Genomic DNA, 15,363 nt, shown 5'->3' on the forward strand with positions numbered 1-15,363 from the left:
GCCGATACGTGAGTGCCTGAAAGGCCCGTAGACCAAGGGCTTGGGTTGGCAAACAAAAGCCTGACTCCATTCATGCAATGAGAATGGCGTCACATTAATGGCTATTAGATATCGCGAATATCAGGTTGGGCCCGATTGCGCATAGGGGAATCCCTTACAAGGCGGAACCGCGCGCCGATTCGAGTGTCGTGCGGGGTCGTTGCAAGCGTTCTGAGGGGTGAATGCAGTAAAGCATGATGTCAGTGTGACATCAATGTGTTTGCGTGGCATTTTAACAGGGTCAAGGTTTGGCGTTTGCCGCCGATAACCGCCTATACGAACCGCACACCCCTTCAGCGCACACCTGCGTGTACACCAGGAGCTTTCAATGGCCGGCATTCTCGACACGGTAGATCAACGCACGCAATTGGTGGGTGAGAATCGCCTGGAAATTCTCATGTTCCGCCTCTTCGGACGGCAGTTGTTCGCGATCAACGTGTTCAAGGTGCAGGAAGTGCTGCAACTGCCCAAACTGACCCTGATGCCCCAGCGCCATCCCTTTGTGTGCGGCGTGGTCAACCTGCGTGGCCAGACCCTGCCGGTGATCGACCTGTCCCAGGCCATCGGCATGCGGCCTTTGGTGCCGGGCCCCAACAGCACCATTATCGTCACCGAGTACAACCGCTCGGTGCAGGCGTTCCTGGTGGGCGGCGTGGACCGCATCGTCAACATGAACTGGGAAGCCATCCTGCCGCCGCCGACCAGCGCCGGTCGCCAGCACTACCTCACGGCCATCAGCAAGGTCGATGAGCAACTGGTGGAAATCATCGACGTGGAAAAAGTCCTCGCCGAGATCGTGCCCTACAACGCCAAGGTCTCCCGGGACAAACTTGAAGACCCGGTGCTGGAGCGTGCCCGTGGCCGTGAAGTGCTGCTGGTGGATGATTCCAACGTGGCCTTGTCGCAGTTGCGTGACACCCTGGGCCAGTTGGGCGTGAAGATGCACATTGCCAGCGACGGCCTCAAGGCACTGAACATGCTCAAGGCCTGGGCCGACAGCGGCCAGGTGATGACCGACAAACTGCTGATGATCTTCACCGACGCCGAAATGCCCGAAATGGATGGCTACCGTCTCACCACCGAGATCCGCAATGACCCGCGCCTGCGCGGCCTCTACGTGGTGATGCACACCTCGTTGTCGGGCAGCTTCAACGACTCGATGGTCAAGAAGGTCGGCTGCGACAATTTCCTCTCCAAATTCCAGCCGGACAAGCTGGTGGATGTGGTGCGTCAGCGTCTGATGTTGGACGAAATGCCCGCCTGACTTTAGGATGACACTTTGTTTCCTAGGAAGGCAGGCCCATGCTGCGTCTCAGCGCGTTGTACCGTTACCCCTTGAAGTCCGGCAAGGCCGAAGCCTTGCAGCAGATTGGCCTGGATAAACTCGGGTTGGACGGGGATCGACGCTGGATGCTGGTGGATGAAGCCAGCGGGCGGTTCTTGACGCAACGGGCGGTGGCGAAGATGAGCCAGCTCATCGCGTTGTGGAACAGCAGCGGGGGCTTGACCCTGAGTTCGCCGGGCTACGCGCCGCTGGATGTGGCATTGCCGGACAGCGCCAGCGAACTGCGCGGTGTGACCATCTGGCGTGACACCTTGCGCGTGCCGGATGCTGGCGATGAGGCTGCGGCCTGGGTCAGCGAGTTCCTCGGCAAGCCGACGCGCCTGGTGCAACTGCCCCTGGAACGAGCGCGCACCACTGAAGCCGGGTATGGCAAGGATGACGACAAGGTCGGCTTCGCTGACGGCTACCCCTTGCTGTTGATCGGCCAGGGCTCCCTCGACGACTTGTGTGAAAAGATCGGCCGCCCGATGCAGATGCTGCGTTTTCGTCCCAACCTCGTCATCGAAGGCGCCGAGGCCTTCGCCGAAGATGGCTGGAAGCGCGTGCGCATCGGCGAGGTGGAGTTTCGGGTGGTCAAGCCGTGCTCGCGGTGCATCCTCACCACCATCGACCCCCAGACCGGCGAACGCAGCCCCGACCGCGAGCCCTTCGCCACGCTGGAAACCTACCGCAAGACCGAAAAGGGCGCGATGTTCGGCCAGAACCTGGTCAACGATGGCGTCGGGCGCCTGGAAGTCGGCATGCCGGTAACGGTGCTGGAATAAAAAAAGCCCGTCTCGTGGGAGACGGGCTTTTTTGTGGGGCGGGTACTGCTTAGCCGCGGTATTCACACAGGTAGGCGGTGTCCACCGCGACCTTCAACTGGAACTTGCTGTTGGCCGGGACGTGGAACTGGCTGCCGGCGGCGAAGGTTTCCCAGTCGCTGCTCTCAGGTAGCTTCACGGTCAGGGCGCCGGACACCACGTGCATGATTTCGCGTTGGGCGGTGCCGAATTCGTATTCACCCGGAGCCATCACGCCGATGGTCGCCGGCCCTTCTGCGGTGCCGAAAGCGATCGACTTGACGGTGCCGTCGAAGTACTCGTTGACTTTGAACATGGGTGAATCCTCGGAAAAAGGTCAAGGCTTACGCCAACCACTGTAGGAGCGAGATTGCTCGCGAAAAACCTGAGAACACCGCGTTAAAGCTGAGGCGCTGCGTTATCGTTGGCGATTTTCGCGAGCAAGCTCGCTCCTACAGGGCAGCAGGAAAATGGTTGGCCAGTATGCCCAAGGCTGCAAGCGCTGCCTAGACCGGCAATATCAGCGGCAGCAGGCGCGCGGTATTGCGTGCATCCTCCAGGGCGCGATGCTGCTGGCCATTGAACTGCATCCCGGCCAATTGCAGCGCCCCATTGAGCCCCAGCGGTTTTTCCAGGCGCCGAGCCTTGGCAAAGCGTTGCTTGAGGTTCACATGCGGGGTGTCGCCCAGGGCGCTGGCGAGGCCATGGCGCTGCCACTCCAGCTCAAGCTGCACGCGGTCATAATCTCCCCAGCTGGCCCAGCCTTCCAGGCGTGGCTGATGTTGGCCCAGCCAGCGTTCGAATAGCGGCCACACCTCGGTGATCGGCGCGGCCATGTCGATATTGGCCTGGGTGATATGGGTGAGTTTGCGGCAAAAGGGCGTCAGCAATGGCCGCCGCAAGGGCCGCACAAAGCGCTGGAAGTGATCCAGTTCGCGGCCTTGGCGGTTGACCAGGCTGGCGCCGATCTCGATGACTTCCATCTCCGTCACGGGCCAGCCGCCGTCATCCGTTGTGGCTTCAAGGTCAATAATCAGCCAATGAGGCATGGTGCAGGTTCCCGTACTCGTCCCTTCCTGATGGGGATAGAGCGTAGCCCGGCCCTGTAGTTCCGCCTAGGGGCGTTATTCGATCTCCAGCAAAACCTGGCGGTTGCGCACCTGATCGCCCGTCACGACGCGCAGTTCCTTGACCGTGCCATCGATACCGGCCTTCAACGGGTGCTCCATTTTCATCGCTTCGAGCACCAGCAAAAGCTGGCCTTTGCTGACGCTTTCACCGACGCACACCCGTATATCGACGATGGCGCCGTCCATGGGCGCCTGGACCGTGCCACTGCTGGCATCGGCCGGGCGGCTGGCGACTTGCTGGGTGCGGTCGGTGACGGTCAGCCCTGGCAGCCACAGCCGGTTGCCGTTCAGGTGATAGGCGATGCGGCGGCGAACCCCCTTGATGACAAAGGTGGCGTGGCGACCGTCGGTGGTGAGTGGCAGGTCGTCAACGCTGACGCTGTGGACTTGGCCGTTGACCTCCAGGCGGTATGTCACCGGGGCACTCGCCGTGTTGCGCCAGCGTGCGAGGGGGTGTGAGTGCTGGTTGGCGCTGTGTTGATAAAACAGCGCGGCGGCCAGCGAGAGCTGTTCAGCGCTCGCCGTGTGCTGTGGGATGACGCTGAAATGTTCGGCGATCAAGCCCGTGCTGAAGTCGCCGGCGATAAAGTCTGGGTGCTTGAGCAGGTCGACGAGCAAGTGCTGATTGGACGCCACGCCGAGTAACACCGTGTCTTCCACGGCGCGCAGCAATTTTCGCCGGGCTTCTTCGCGGCTGGCGCCGTGGGCGATGATCTTGCCCAGCATCGGGTCGTAGAACGGGCTGATGGTTTGGCCTTCACGCAACCCATGGTCGATGCGCACGCCGGGGGCGGGTTCCCAACGCAACACGTCACCGGTTTGCGGCAGGAAGCCCTGGGCCGGGTCTTCGGCGTACAGGCGCACTTCCATGGCGTGGCCGGTCAGGGTCACCTGTGATTGGGTGAGTGGCAGCGCTTGACCGGCGGCGATCTGCAACTGCCAGTCCACCAGGTCGAGGCCGGTGATCATCTCGGTGACGGGGTGCTCCACTTGCAGGCGCGTGTTCATTTCCAGGAAATAGAACTGGCCGTTACGGTCGAGCAGAAACTCCACGGTGCCGGCACCCACATAGTTCACCGCCCGCCCGGCCTTGAGCGCGGCTTCGCCCATGGCCTGGCGCAGTTCGGGCGTCATCACGGGGCAGGGCGCTTCTTCGATGACTTTCTGATGGCGACGCTGGATCGAGCAGTCGCGCTCGCCGAGGTAGATGAGGTTGCCATGGCGGTCGCCGAACAGTTGCACTTCCACGTGGCGCGGGTCGATCAGCGCCTGTTCGAGGATCAGCTCGTCGCTGCCGAACGCATTCATGGCTTCCGAGCGTGCGGTGCGCAGTTGCTCCAGCAACTGTTCGCGCTGGTGCACCAGGCGCATGCCACGCCCGCCGCCACCGGCGCTGGCCTTGATCATCAGTGGGAAGCCGATGCGCTCGGCTTCCTGTTGCAAGGTGGCATCGTCCTGGGCACTGCCCTGGTAGCCGGCGATGCAGGGCACGCCGGCGTCGAGCATGGCGAGTTTGGACAGGCGTTTGCTGCCCATCAGTTCGATCGCCTCGACGCTGGGGCCGATGAAGGTGAGAGTGGCCTGCTGGCAGGCGCGGGCGAAGTCGGGGTTTTCCGAGAGGAAGCCGTAACCGGGGTGAATGGCGTCGGCGCCGGTCAATTCGGCGGCGGCGAGGATGGCCGGTGTGTTCAGGTAGGACTGGTGGACGGGCGCCGGGCCGATGTGTACGGCTTCGTCGGCCATCTGCACGTGCAGGGCATCGCTATCCGCGTCGCTGTAGACGGCCACGGTGCGGTAGCCCAGGGCCTGGGCGGTGCGCTGGATGCGGCAGGCGATTTCGCCGCGGTTGGCGATCAGGATCTTGGTGAATGCGGGCATTGGGTTATCCCTTGATGAATGCGGCGTGTGTTGGGGCCTCTTCGCAGGCAAGCCAGCTCCCACATTTGAAATGTGTTCCCCTGTGGGAGCTGGCTTGCCTGCGATGGCGTCATCCAGACCAACTCGGCTTTCGCTTCTGCACAAACGCCTGCGTCCCCTCAACCCCTTCCTCACTCCTCACCGCCTCGGCAAACCACTGCGCCCCGCGATCCAGCACGGTCTCAAGCGGCTCATCCGCACTGGCCAACAACAAGGCCTTGGTCCGCGCATTCGCCCCCGGCGCGCACTGCAACACCTGCCCCAACACCTCATCCACACGCTGCGCCAATGCCTGCGGGTCGTGCTCGACAAAATGCACCACGCCCAGCCGCCCAGCCTCCACCCCATCGAACCGCGCCGCCGTCAGCGCCAGGCGCCGTGTGTGGGTAAGGCCAATACGCTTGACCACAAAGGGCGCAATCTGCGCCGGCAACAAGCCCAGGCGGGTCTCCGGCAAGCCGAACTGTGCCTTGTGGTCGGCGATCGCAATATCACTCACGCACGCCAGCCCGAACCCACCACCCAGCACCGCGCCTTGCAGTACCACGATCACCACCTGCGCCAGCGCCTCCACCGCTTGCAGCAAGGAGCCAAAAGCGCGGTTCAATGCTTGCAGTTGATCTCCCGCGCCGACCAGATCCTTCACATCGGCCCCCGCGCAAAAATGCCCGCCCGCGCCGCTGATCACCACGGCACGCACCTGGCTGTCCAACTGCGCCAGTACCGCACGCAGTTCATTGACCATTTCAAGGCTCATCGCATTGCGGCATTCGGGGCGGTTGAGGGTGATGTGCAGCACGCCGTTATGGGCTTCGAGCAGCAAGGTATTCATGGCTTTTTACCGGGCAGGGTGCCCATCAGTTTGCAGATGATGCCCAGCATGATTTCGTCGGCACCGCCGCCAATCGACACCAGGCGCACGTCGCGATAGGCGCGGGCCACCGGGTTGTCCCACATGAAACCCATGCCGCCCCAATATTGCAGGCAACTGTCGCTGACCTCACGGCCCAGCCGCCCGGCCTTGAGCTTGGCCATGGAGGCCAGCCGCGTGACGTCCTGGCCCTTGATGTACTGCTCGGTGGCCTGGTAGACCAAGGCGCGCAGGCATTCGATTTCGGTGGCCAGTTCCGCCAGGCGAAAGTGGATCACCTGGTTGTCGATCAGCGCCTTGCCGAAGGTCTGGCGCTCTTTGCAGTACTCGATGGTGCTGTCGATGCAGTGCTCCAGGCCCTTGATCATATTCGCCGCGCCAAACAGGCGTTCTTCCTGGAATTGCAACATCTGCATCATGAAGCCCGCGCCTTCGTGGCCGATGCGGTTGCGTTGCGGCACGCGCACGCCGTCGAAAAACACCTGGGCGGTCTCGGAGCTGTGCATGCCGAGTTTTTCCAGGGGCGGGCTGACGCTGATGCCGGGACTGTTCATCGGCACCATGATCAGCGACTTGTTGATATGCGGCTTGTCATCGGACGTGTTGGCCAGCAGGCAGATAAAGTCGGCGCTGGGCGAATTGGTGATCCACATCTTGCTGCCGTTGATCACATAGTCGTCGCCATCCTTGCGCGCATGGGTCTTGAGCCCGGCCACGTCGGAGCCGGCACCGGTTTCCGAGACGCCGATGCAGCCGACCTGTTCACCGCTGATGGCTGGGCGCAGGAACTCCTCGCGCAGTTCATCGGAGCCGAAGCGCGCCAGGGCCGGGGTGCACATGTCGGTCTGTACGCCGATGGACATGGGGATGCCGCCGCAACGGATGCTGCCGAACTCTTCGGCGGCGACGATGGAATAGCTGTAGTCCAGGCCCATGCCGCCGAATTTTTCTGGTTTGGAAATGCCCAGCAGGCCGAGGTCGCCGGCTTTGCGGAAGATCTCGTGAATGGGAAAACGCCCGGCTTTTTCCCATTCATCCACGTGCGGGTTGATCTCGCGGTCGACGAAGGCGCGCACGGTGCGGCGCAGTTCCTGGTGTTCCTGGGTGAAGATCATTTTTATTGTTCTCCCGGTTGGGACGCGCAGCGTCCTGGTTGGCGTTACCACGCGGAGCGTGGGAACGATCAGCGCGCTACGCCGAAGGTGTTGGGTTGCAGTTGCCGCCGTTCGGCTTCGTGACAGATATCCAGCAAAAACCCGAGCAAGGTGCGGGTGTCCCGTGGATCAATCAGCCCGTCGTCCCACAGGTTGGCGCTGCCGTAAAGGGCGGTGGACTGGCTATCGAGCTTCTGCGCGGTGACCTGTTCGAGCATGTCGAGCACCTTGGGGTCGGGCACCAGGCCGTCCTTGAGTTGCTTGGCCTCGGTGACAATGCGCAGCACTTTGCCGGCCTGTGCACCGCCCATCACCGCAGTACGGCTGTTGGGCCAGGCGAAGATAAAGCGCGGGTCCAGGCCGCGGCCGCACATCGCGTAGTTGCCCGCACCGTAGGAGCCACCGACGACGATGGTGAGTTTAGGCACTCGGGCGTTGGCCACTGCCTGGATCATCTTCGCGCCGTGCTTGATCACCCCTTGCTGCTCCGACTCGGTGCCCACCATGAAACCGGTGGTGTTGTGCAAAAACAGCAGCGGCGTGCGGCTTTGGTCGCACAGCTGGATAAACTGCGCGGCCTTGCTCGCGCCCTTTGGGGTGATGGGGCCGTTATTACCGATCACTCCCACGGCGCGCCCCTGGATATGCAGATGGGCGCAGACGGTGTGGGAGTCGAACTCGCCCTTGAACTCCAGCAGGTTGGAACCGTCGGCCAGGCGCGCCAGGATCTCGCGCACGTCGTAGGGTTTTTTCGGGTCATCGGGGATCAGCCCCAACAGCTCTTCAATCGGGTACAGCGGTTCGCGATAGGCGCCCTGGGGCTCGTGCGGCAAGCGGTCATTCCAGGGCAGCAGGCCCACTATCTCACGCACGATGCGCACGCCATCGGCATCGTCCTGGGCCAGGTACTCAGCGGTGCCGGCGGTTTGCGCGTGCATCTGCGCGCCACCCAGTTCTTCATCGGTGGCGATTTCGCCGGTGGCGGCCTTGAGCAACGGTGGCCCGGCGAGGAACAGCTTGGCCTTGCCGCGCACCACCACCACGTAGTCCGACAAGCCCGGCTGATACGCCCCGCCCGCCGTGGCCGAGCCGTGTACCACGGTGATCTGCGGCAAGCCCATGGCCGACATGCGCGCCTGGTTGGCAAAGCTGCGCGCGCCTTCGACGAAAATTTCGGCGGCGTAGTTGAGGTTGGCGCCGCCGCTTTCGGCGAGGGTTACCACCGGCAATTTGTTCTCCATGGCGATCTGTTGCAGGCGCAGGGATTTCTTCAGCCCGGAGGGGGAAATGGTGCCGCCCTTGATCGCGCTGTTATTGGCGACCACCAGCATGCGCACGCCGCTGACATAGCCGATACCGGCGATCAGCCCGCCGCCGGCGGCACTGCCGTCTTTGTCGTCGTGGAGCTTGTAGCCCGCCAGGCTGGCCAGCTCCAGGAACGGCGCGCCGGGGTCCAGCAGCAGGTTGAGGCGCTCGCGGGGCAGCAATTGGCCGCGCTTGTCGAACTTGGGCTTGGCTTCCTGGGCTTTGGCCAGCAGGGTGTGTTCCAGCTGGCGCAACTGGGCGATGGACGCCAGCATGGCTTCGTGGTTTTGCGCGAACGCTGGGCTATTGGGGTCGATCAGGGTTTCAATGACTGGCATGGCGTTATTGCTCCGCCTTGAGCACATCCGGCAGGTAGGCGCGGTGGAACCCATTGAACGGCTCGCTCGGCGCCTGCGCCTTGTGCAGCGGCCATGCGCGGTTGCCCAGGCTGGCGGCGCCGTCGATGCGCAGGGTGCTGCCGCTGATAAAGGCCGCAGCCGGGCTGAGCAGGAAGACGATGGCCGCGCTGACTTCCGACTCGGTGCCGATGCGCTTGAGCGGTACATGCTCACGCAGGGTGGGAATCACCGCCTTGAAGGCGCCTTCGTAGGTGTCCATGCCGCTGGAGGCGATCCAGCCAGGCGCCACGGCGTTGACGCGCACCCCGGCATAGCCCCACTCAAACGCGGCGGTCTTGGTGAAGTTGTCCATGCCGGAGCGCGCCGCGCCGGAGTGGCCCATGCCGGGCATGCCGCCCCACATGTCGGCGAGCATGTTGACGATTGCGCCGCCGTGCTTGCTCATCGACTGGTTGAACACTTCCCGGGCCATCAGGAAACCGCCCACCAGGTTGGTGCGCAGTACGGTTTCAAAGCCCTTCTGATTGATTGCGGCCAGTGGCGAAGGGTATTGGCCGCCGGCGTTATTGACTAGGCCATGAACGGGGCCGTGGTCGTGCAGAACTTGTGTGACCAGTGCCTTCACCGCCTCTTCATCGCGGATATCACAGGCCTGCCAATGGGCGAGGCCACCGTCTTCGGCAATTTCCTGGGCTACCTGCTGCAACTTGTCCGGCTTGCGCCCCACCAGGATCACGCGGGCGCCCAGGGCCGCCAGTTCATGGGCGGTGCAGCGGCCAATGCCGCTGCCGCCACCGGTGACGATCAGGGTGTGCCCCTGGAACAGGTCGGCTTTGAAGATCGAATCGAAGGCCACGGCAACGGTCCTTTAGCTGAGTTGATCGGCAATGTGTTTCGGTACGGCGATGGGGATTTCCAGCAGTTGCTGGGCGAAGGCCTTGCCTTGGGGATCGATGCGCAAACTGGCGATACCGCCGCCGCCCAGGGCATTTTCCAGCAGGAAGTTGAGGCTGTGGCTGCCGGGCAAGTACCAGCGCTCGACGCGGCCATGGATCGGGTCGAGCACGTGGTCCATCCAGTCGACGATCACCTCCGGGGTCAGGGCTTCGGCGATCCACGGCAGGTAGTCGGGGTGGCGGGCGATCACCCCGATATTGCTGTGGTTGCCCTTGTCACCGGAGCGCGCCACGGCGAGTTTGACCAGCGGCACGCTGGCGTCGGCACGGCCCTGGGGCTTGTCCGGCTCGATGGGCGCGGCCGGCGTGAGCAGAGGCGCGCAGGCGGGCAGCTCAACGGCATGACGTTGGCCCTGGTAATCGATGGCGACGGAGCAGGACGATTTGTCGACCAGGAACGAAAACAGCCGGATCAGCGGATACACCGTCGGCCGCCCGCCAACAATGCCGGTCAGCCCCGGGGCCATGCCGGTGGCCGCCTGGGCGATCTCGCGGGCGAACAGCACCAGCGCCTGCTTGCTCGGGTGCCGCACTGCCAGCTTCACCACCACTTCACGGCAATCCGCACGCCGGGCATGGGCGCCGTAGGTGGCTTCGCTGCCCAGCAGTTCGATGTTGACGTCGGTGTAGGGCGCCCAGCCGCGCTGGCTGAACAGCTCCGAGGTCTTGTTGATGAGCGCCTGGCTGACCCGCTCGGCCTTGGCCACCGCGTCGATGCCGGCGATCAGGCAGCTGGCGGTACAGCGAAAACCATCGGGGTAGGTGGCGCTGACCTTGTACTGATCGGTGGGTGGCAGGCCCTTGGCGCCGTGCAGGCGCACCGCATGTTTGCCTTGTTGCTGCAGTTTGACCTGGCTGAAATCGCAGATCACGTCCGGCAGCACATAGGCGCGCGGGTCACCGATTTCATACAGCAGTTGTTCGGCCACGCTGAGTTCGCTGATCAGGCCGCCGCTGCCTTCGACCTTGTTGACGGTGAACTGGCCGTCGGCGCTGACTTCGACGATAGGGAAACCGATGTGTTCGTAGTCGGGCACGTCACGCCAGTCGGTGAAGTTACCGCCGGTGCACTGCGCGCCGCACTCGATGATATGCCCGGCCAGGGCGGCCTGGGCCAGGTGATCGTAGTCCTGCCACGACCAGTTGAATTCATGCACCAGTGCCGCGCTGACCACTGCGCTGTCGACCACCCGGCCGGTGATGACAATGTCGGCGCCGAGCTCCAACGCCTGGGCAATGCCCGGTGCGCCGAGGTAGGCATTGGCGGACACGCACAGCGGCGGCAGTGGGGCGCCGTTGAACATGTCGGTGACAGGCGGCAGCTGTTTGAGTTGAGGGTGCAGGTCATCGCCGAGCAACACGGCGATTTTCAGCGGGATGTGCGCGTTATCGCAGGCTGCTTGCAGGGCAGCGGCGCAGGCCTGCGGGTTGATGCCGCCAGCGTTGCTGATCACCCGAATGCCCTGGCGCTGGATATCCGCCAGCAGGGGTGTCAGTACCTCGACAAAATCCGTGGCGTAACCGGCCTTGGGGTCTTTCAGGCGGGCACCGGCTAGGATCGACATGGTGACTTCCGCCAGGTAATCGAACACCAGGTAATCCAGGGCGCCGCCCTGCACCAATTGGGCGGCGGCGGTGCAGGTGTCGCCCCAGAAGGCGCTGGCGCAGCCGATACGTACCGTCTTGCTCATGAGAAATCCTTCCTCCAAGGGCTGGCGTCGAGACTACCAAGCAAGCGCTTGGTTTGTAAACTCCAGTCACAAGTTTTACCCAAGCGCTTGCTTGGGTGGCAGTCACGGCCTAAATTGCCGGCCAAGACCACAGTAGACGTGAAGGAGAGCAACATGGATGAGCACAAAGCCCTGGGGGTGATGCGCACCATGGTCGATGGTGGCCAATTGACCGACCCCGAGAGCGCCCGCGGCAAGTTGCTGCAAACCGCGGCTCATCTGTTTCGCAACAAGGGGTTCGAGCGCACCACCGTGCGAGATCTGGCCAGCGCCGTGGGCATTCAGTCCGGCAGCATTTTTCATCACTTCAAGAGCAAGGATGAGATCTTGCGTGCGGTGATGGAGGAAACCATCCACTACAACACCGCGATGATGCGCGCTTCACTGGAGGAGGCGAACACGGTGCGCGAGCGCGTGCTGGCGCTGATCCGCTGCGAGTTGCAGTCGATCATGGGCGGCAGTGGCGAGGCCATGGCGGTGCTGGTCTACGAATGGCGCTCGCTGTCGGCTGAAGGCCAGGCGCACGTGCTGGCCCTGCGTGACGTGTATGAGCAGATCTGGTTGCAGGTGCTGGGCGAGGCCAAGGCCGCTGGCTACATCCGGGGCGATGTGTTTATCACTCGGCGCTTCCTCACCGGCGCTTTGTCCTGGACCACCACCTGGTTTCGCGCCCAAGGCAGCCTGACCCTTGAAGAGTTGGCCGAAGAGGCCTTGTTGATGGTGCTGAAGGCGGACTGAGGCGCAAGCCATTAATTTGCTGGCGAAAGTTGTCTCCCCCGGTAAAAACGCCTAGCTTATCGGCATTGAACTCTTCAACGGTGTGTGCCTCGATGTTTTCGCCATGGCGGCTGGCTGCAGGACTTACTTTATGGGCACTGGGCACCGCCGCGTGGACGCAGGCCGGTGCCGCGCAGTTGGTGAGAATCGGCGCTGCGCATTTTCCGCCCTACACCGTGCGCCCCGAGCAAGGGGCCGACACCGGGTTGTTGCCGCAATTGGTCGAAGCGTTGAACGCTGCGCAAACCGATTACCAGTTTGTGGTGGTGCCTACCTCGATCCCCCGGCGTTTTCGCGACTTCGAGCAAGGCCGGGTCGACATGGCGATCTTCGAAAACCCGGCCTGGGGTTGGCAGAATATTGCCCATACCAGTGTTGATATGGGGCTCGAAGATGCGGAGATTTTTGTCGCTCAGCGTCAGCCCGGGCGCGACCAGGGGTATTTTGCCGACCTCACCGGCAAACGTCTGGCGGTGTTCAGTGGGTATCACTATGCCTTTGCTGACTTCAATCCTGATCCCAAGAACATGGCCGAGCGTTTCAATGCGACGTTGACCTATTCCCATGACAGTAATCTGCTGATGGTTGCTCGTGGGCGTGCGGATATTGCGTTGGTTACCCGTTCGTACCTGAGTGATTTCATGGTGCGCAACGCGGACATGGCGGGGCAGTTTTTGGTGTCGGAGCGTATTGACCAGGTGTATCACCACTATGCGTTGCTGCGGCCAAAGGCGCCGATCACGGGCGAGGCGTTTTCGGCGTTGCTCAAGGGGCTGCGCAGCAGTGGGCAGATGCTGAGGATTTTTGAGCCGTATCGTATTGATGTGACGCCGTTGCCCTAGATCGCAGTAAATAAAATTCTTCGGGCTCAGTGGTATCAACTGTGGGAGCTGGCTTGCCTGCGATGACGGCCTGAAAGCCGACACCTATCTACCTGACACCCCACGATCCAACTGTGGGAGCGGGCTTGCTCGCGAAGGCGGCCAGACAGTCAACACAGTTGGACGGGGTACATATCCGTTATTTAGGTAACGGCCACTTAGGGTTCCGCTCTGACAGCGGCTCACTTTTGAAAAGCGCAAAAGTAAGCAAAACGCTCTTGCCCCACCACTCGGCACCTCGCTTAGGCTCGGTGTGCCCGAACGCAGGCTTGAATCCGTGGGCCGCCGCCACGCGCCATCCATGGCGCGGGGCGGCTAACCCGGCGTCCTGCCGGGTTACCCACGAATTCAAGCCTGCGTTCGGCCAGCGTGGTTTAACGGGGCGCCTAAGATCAAGATCAAAAGCAGATCAAAAGCAGATCAAAAGCGGCTCGCTTCGCATCGTGGTTACCGTTGGAAGCTGCCGCCCATACATTCTGCGCTTCTCTCAAACCCGCCGCGCAAACGTATCGCTATGGCTACCCGACACCTTGCGGCAATGCACTAGCGCGTCGCGAATCATGAAGTTCACCAGCGTCGGCGACACCCCAAGCTCCTTGGCGATGTCTTTTTGCGGCACGCCATGCAGGCGGTACATCTCGAACGCGTAGCGGGTGCGCTGTGGCAACTCCGTCAGGGCGTCGGCGATGTTTTCCAGGGTGTTGAAATTGATGTGCGAGGTTTCCGGTGAAGCGCCGTGAATAACCACATTCAAGCCTTCCTCTTCGGTCCCGGAGTATTTGAGCTCCAGGGCCTGCTTGCGGTAGTGATCGATCGCCAGGTTGCGCACGATCTGGAACAGATAACTCAGTTGGGCCTTGAACGATGAGGTGATGGTCGGTGCCGACTGCAGCCGAAAATAGGCGTCTTGCACCACGTCTTCGGCGCGGGAGCGGCACCCGGTGATGCGGGCCGCGATCTTCACCAGGATCAGCCGATTGTCGACGAACGCCTGAAGAAGGGGTGAATCGCACCTGCCTGTGGATACTTGTTCCGTCATGGAAATCACCTTGTTGCTAATAGGTTAGGGGAGGGCTTCCCTGCTGAGGCCTCCTACACATCGGGCAACAAATTATGCTTAATGATAATGATTGTCAAATGAGAAGGCGAACTAATCTTATGCCTTGGGCAAAGGTGTGAACCACGTCTCGCTCGCCCCCGGCGACTAATTATTTGAAGGCTCCGTCCGTTCTCATGGGTGACAGGTTCGTTAGTACAACGGCCAAGGATCAGCACCCGCAGGAGGACCAGATGGGTTTTTATCGTGCATTCAGCGTGTTTCAGTTTGGAGTACTCGCCGGATGAGTACGCCCCTGCGGCTACGCCTGTTTTGCCTGCCCCACTCAGGCGCCAGCGCCTCGGTCTATGCGCGCTGGCGCCGGGTGCTGCCGGACTGGCTGCAAGTGTGCCCGCTGGAATTGCCGGGGCGCGGCATGCGCATGGACGAGCCGTTGCAGCGCGATATCAAGGCCCTGGCCGCGCAGCTTGCTGAAGAGATCAGCCGTGATCTGGATGGCCCTTATGCCTTGTTCGGTCACAGCCTTGGCGGGCTGTTGGCGTTTGAATTGGCCCACGCTTTAAACGCACGCAGTCTGCCTGCGCCGCTGGCGTTGTTCGCGTCTGGCACGGCGGGCCCGGCGCGTCGTGATGTGAGCGAGTACGCCGTCGAAAAGACCGATGCCCAACTTGTAGCCCGCCTGCGCGAATTGCAGGGCACCGCCGAAGAAGCCCTGGCCAACCCTGAGTTGATGCAACTGATGTTGCCGATCCTGCGCGCCGATTTCCTGCTGTGCGGCAGTTTCACCTATGGCGAGCGCCAGCCCCTGGCGCTGCCGATCCATGTGTTCGGTGGCAAGCAGGACAGCGTGCGTGCCGACCAGTTGCTCGACTGGCAACTCGACGCTGCCAGTGGGTTTTCCCTGGACATGTTTGACGGCCACCACTTCTTCCTCGTGCAGCACGAAAGCGCGGTGCTGCGCTGTGTGCGTCGCTATGCCGACGAGCACCTGACTCGCTGGCGCATTGGCGCGGCGCGGCAGCTCGCCGCCGGCTGAACCCCACCGTTTCCCGAATTTCCC

General features: G+C 62.4%; 14 protein-coding genes. 5 read left to right on the plus strand and 9 right to left on the minus strand.

Features of this window, described 5'->3' with window-relative positions; genetic code table 11:
• The first annotated feature begins 367 nt into the window (after window positions 1-367).
• Complete coding sequence (locus PSH76_RS07215) at window positions 368-1,303, plus strand: chemotaxis protein CheV (protein ID WP_003192887.1); 936 nt, start codon at window positions 368-370, stop codon at window positions 1,301-1,303.
• A 38-nt stretch (window positions 1,304-1,341) separates the two neighbouring features.
• Window positions 1,342-2,148: an MOSC domain-containing protein gene (locus tag PSH76_RS07220; protein WP_305493803.1), complete on the plus strand. Its 807-nt coding sequence runs from the start codon at window positions 1,342-1,344 to the stop codon at window positions 2,146-2,148.
• Between the two features lie 49 nt (window positions 2,149-2,197).
• Here the strand turns inward: PSH76_RS07220 and PSH76_RS07225 are convergent, their stop codons facing one another.
• From PSH76_RS07225 to PSH76_RS07260, 8 genes are all read right to left on the minus strand, one after another.
• On the minus strand, window positions 2,198-2,482 hold the full coding sequence (locus tag PSH76_RS07225) for a pyrimidine/purine nucleoside phosphorylase (protein ID WP_003192883.1): 285 nt from the start codon (window positions 2,480-2,482) through the stop codon (window positions 2,198-2,200).
• Window positions 2,483-2,672: 190 nt separating this feature from the next.
• The gene (locus PSH76_RS07230; RefSeq protein WP_044272462.1) at window positions 2,673-3,215 is read right to left on the minus strand and encodes an exonuclease domain-containing protein; all 543 of its coding nucleotides are present in this window, start codon (window positions 3,213-3,215) and stop codon (window positions 2,673-2,675) included.
• Window positions 3,216-3,290: 75 nt separating this feature from the next.
• Complete coding sequence (locus tag PSH76_RS07235) at window positions 3,291-5,174, minus strand: acetyl/propionyl/methylcrotonyl-CoA carboxylase subunit alpha (RefSeq protein ID WP_305493804.1); 1,884 nt, start codon at window positions 5,172-5,174, stop codon at window positions 3,291-3,293.
• Between the two features lie 109 nt (window positions 5,175-5,283).
• Window positions 5,284-6,045, minus strand: a complete 762-nt coding sequence (locus tag PSH76_RS07240; protein WP_305493805.1) for an enoyl-CoA hydratase/isomerase family protein — start codon at window positions 6,043-6,045, stop codon at window positions 5,284-5,286.
• Window positions 6,042-7,199: a citronellyl-CoA dehydrogenase gene (atuD, locus tag PSH76_RS07245; RefSeq protein ID WP_305493806.1), complete on the minus strand. Its 1,158-nt coding sequence runs from the start codon at window positions 7,197-7,199 to the stop codon at window positions 6,042-6,044. Before atuD ends, PSH76_RS07240 begins: the two co-directional genes overlap by 4 nt.
• 68 nt (window positions 7,200-7,267) lie before the next feature.
• Window positions 7,268-8,881, minus strand: a complete 1,614-nt coding sequence (gene atuC / locus PSH76_RS07250; RefSeq protein WP_305493807.1) for a geranyl-CoA carboxylase subunit beta — start codon at window positions 8,879-8,881, stop codon at window positions 7,268-7,270.
• A gap of 4 nt (window positions 8,882-8,885) precedes the next feature.
• Window positions 8,886-9,758 carry an SDR family oxidoreductase gene (locus PSH76_RS07255; RefSeq protein WP_032895983.1) on the minus strand — a complete coding sequence of 291 codons (873 nt, stop codon included), beginning with the start codon at window positions 9,756-9,758 and terminating at the stop codon, window positions 8,886-8,888.
• A gap of 12 nt (window positions 9,759-9,770) precedes the next feature.
• The gene (locus PSH76_RS07260; protein WP_305493808.1) at window positions 9,771-11,549 is read right to left on the minus strand and encodes an acyclic terpene utilization AtuA family protein; all 1,779 of its coding nucleotides are present in this window, start codon (window positions 11,547-11,549) and stop codon (window positions 9,771-9,773) included.
• Between the two features lie 153 nt (window positions 11,550-11,702).
• Here PSH76_RS07260 and PSH76_RS07265 point away from each other — a divergent pair, with 153 nt between their 5' ends.
• Entirely contained in the window at window positions 11,703-12,326 is a 624-nt protein-coding gene (locus PSH76_RS07265; RefSeq protein ID WP_186606827.1) for a TetR/AcrR family transcriptional regulator, read from the plus strand.
• A 92-nt stretch (window positions 12,327-12,418) separates the two neighbouring features.
• On the plus strand, window positions 12,419-13,207 hold the full coding sequence (locus PSH76_RS07270) for an ABC transporter substrate-binding protein (RefSeq protein ID WP_305493809.1): 789 nt from the start codon (window positions 12,419-12,421) through the stop codon (window positions 13,205-13,207).
• Between the two features lie 526 nt (window positions 13,208-13,733).
• Here PSH76_RS07270 and PSH76_RS07275 read toward each other — a convergent pair.
• Window positions 13,734-14,285, minus strand: a complete 552-nt coding sequence (locus PSH76_RS07275; protein ID WP_005789991.1) for an RNA polymerase factor sigma-70 — start codon at window positions 14,283-14,285, stop codon at window positions 13,734-13,736.
• 301 nt (window positions 14,286-14,586) lie between these two features.
• Here PSH76_RS07275 and PSH76_RS07280 point away from each other — a divergent pair, with 301 nt between their 5' ends.
• Entirely contained in the window at window positions 14,587-15,339 is a 753-nt protein-coding gene (locus PSH76_RS07280; protein WP_138762453.1) for a thioesterase II family protein, read from the plus strand.
• Window positions 15,340-15,363: the final 24 nt, after the last annotated feature.

This window comes from Pseudomonas sp. FP215, from assembly GCF_030687795.1.
GTDB classification, from domain to species: Bacteria; Pseudomonadota; Gammaproteobacteria; order Pseudomonadales; family Pseudomonadaceae; genus Aquipseudomonas; species Aquipseudomonas salmasensis.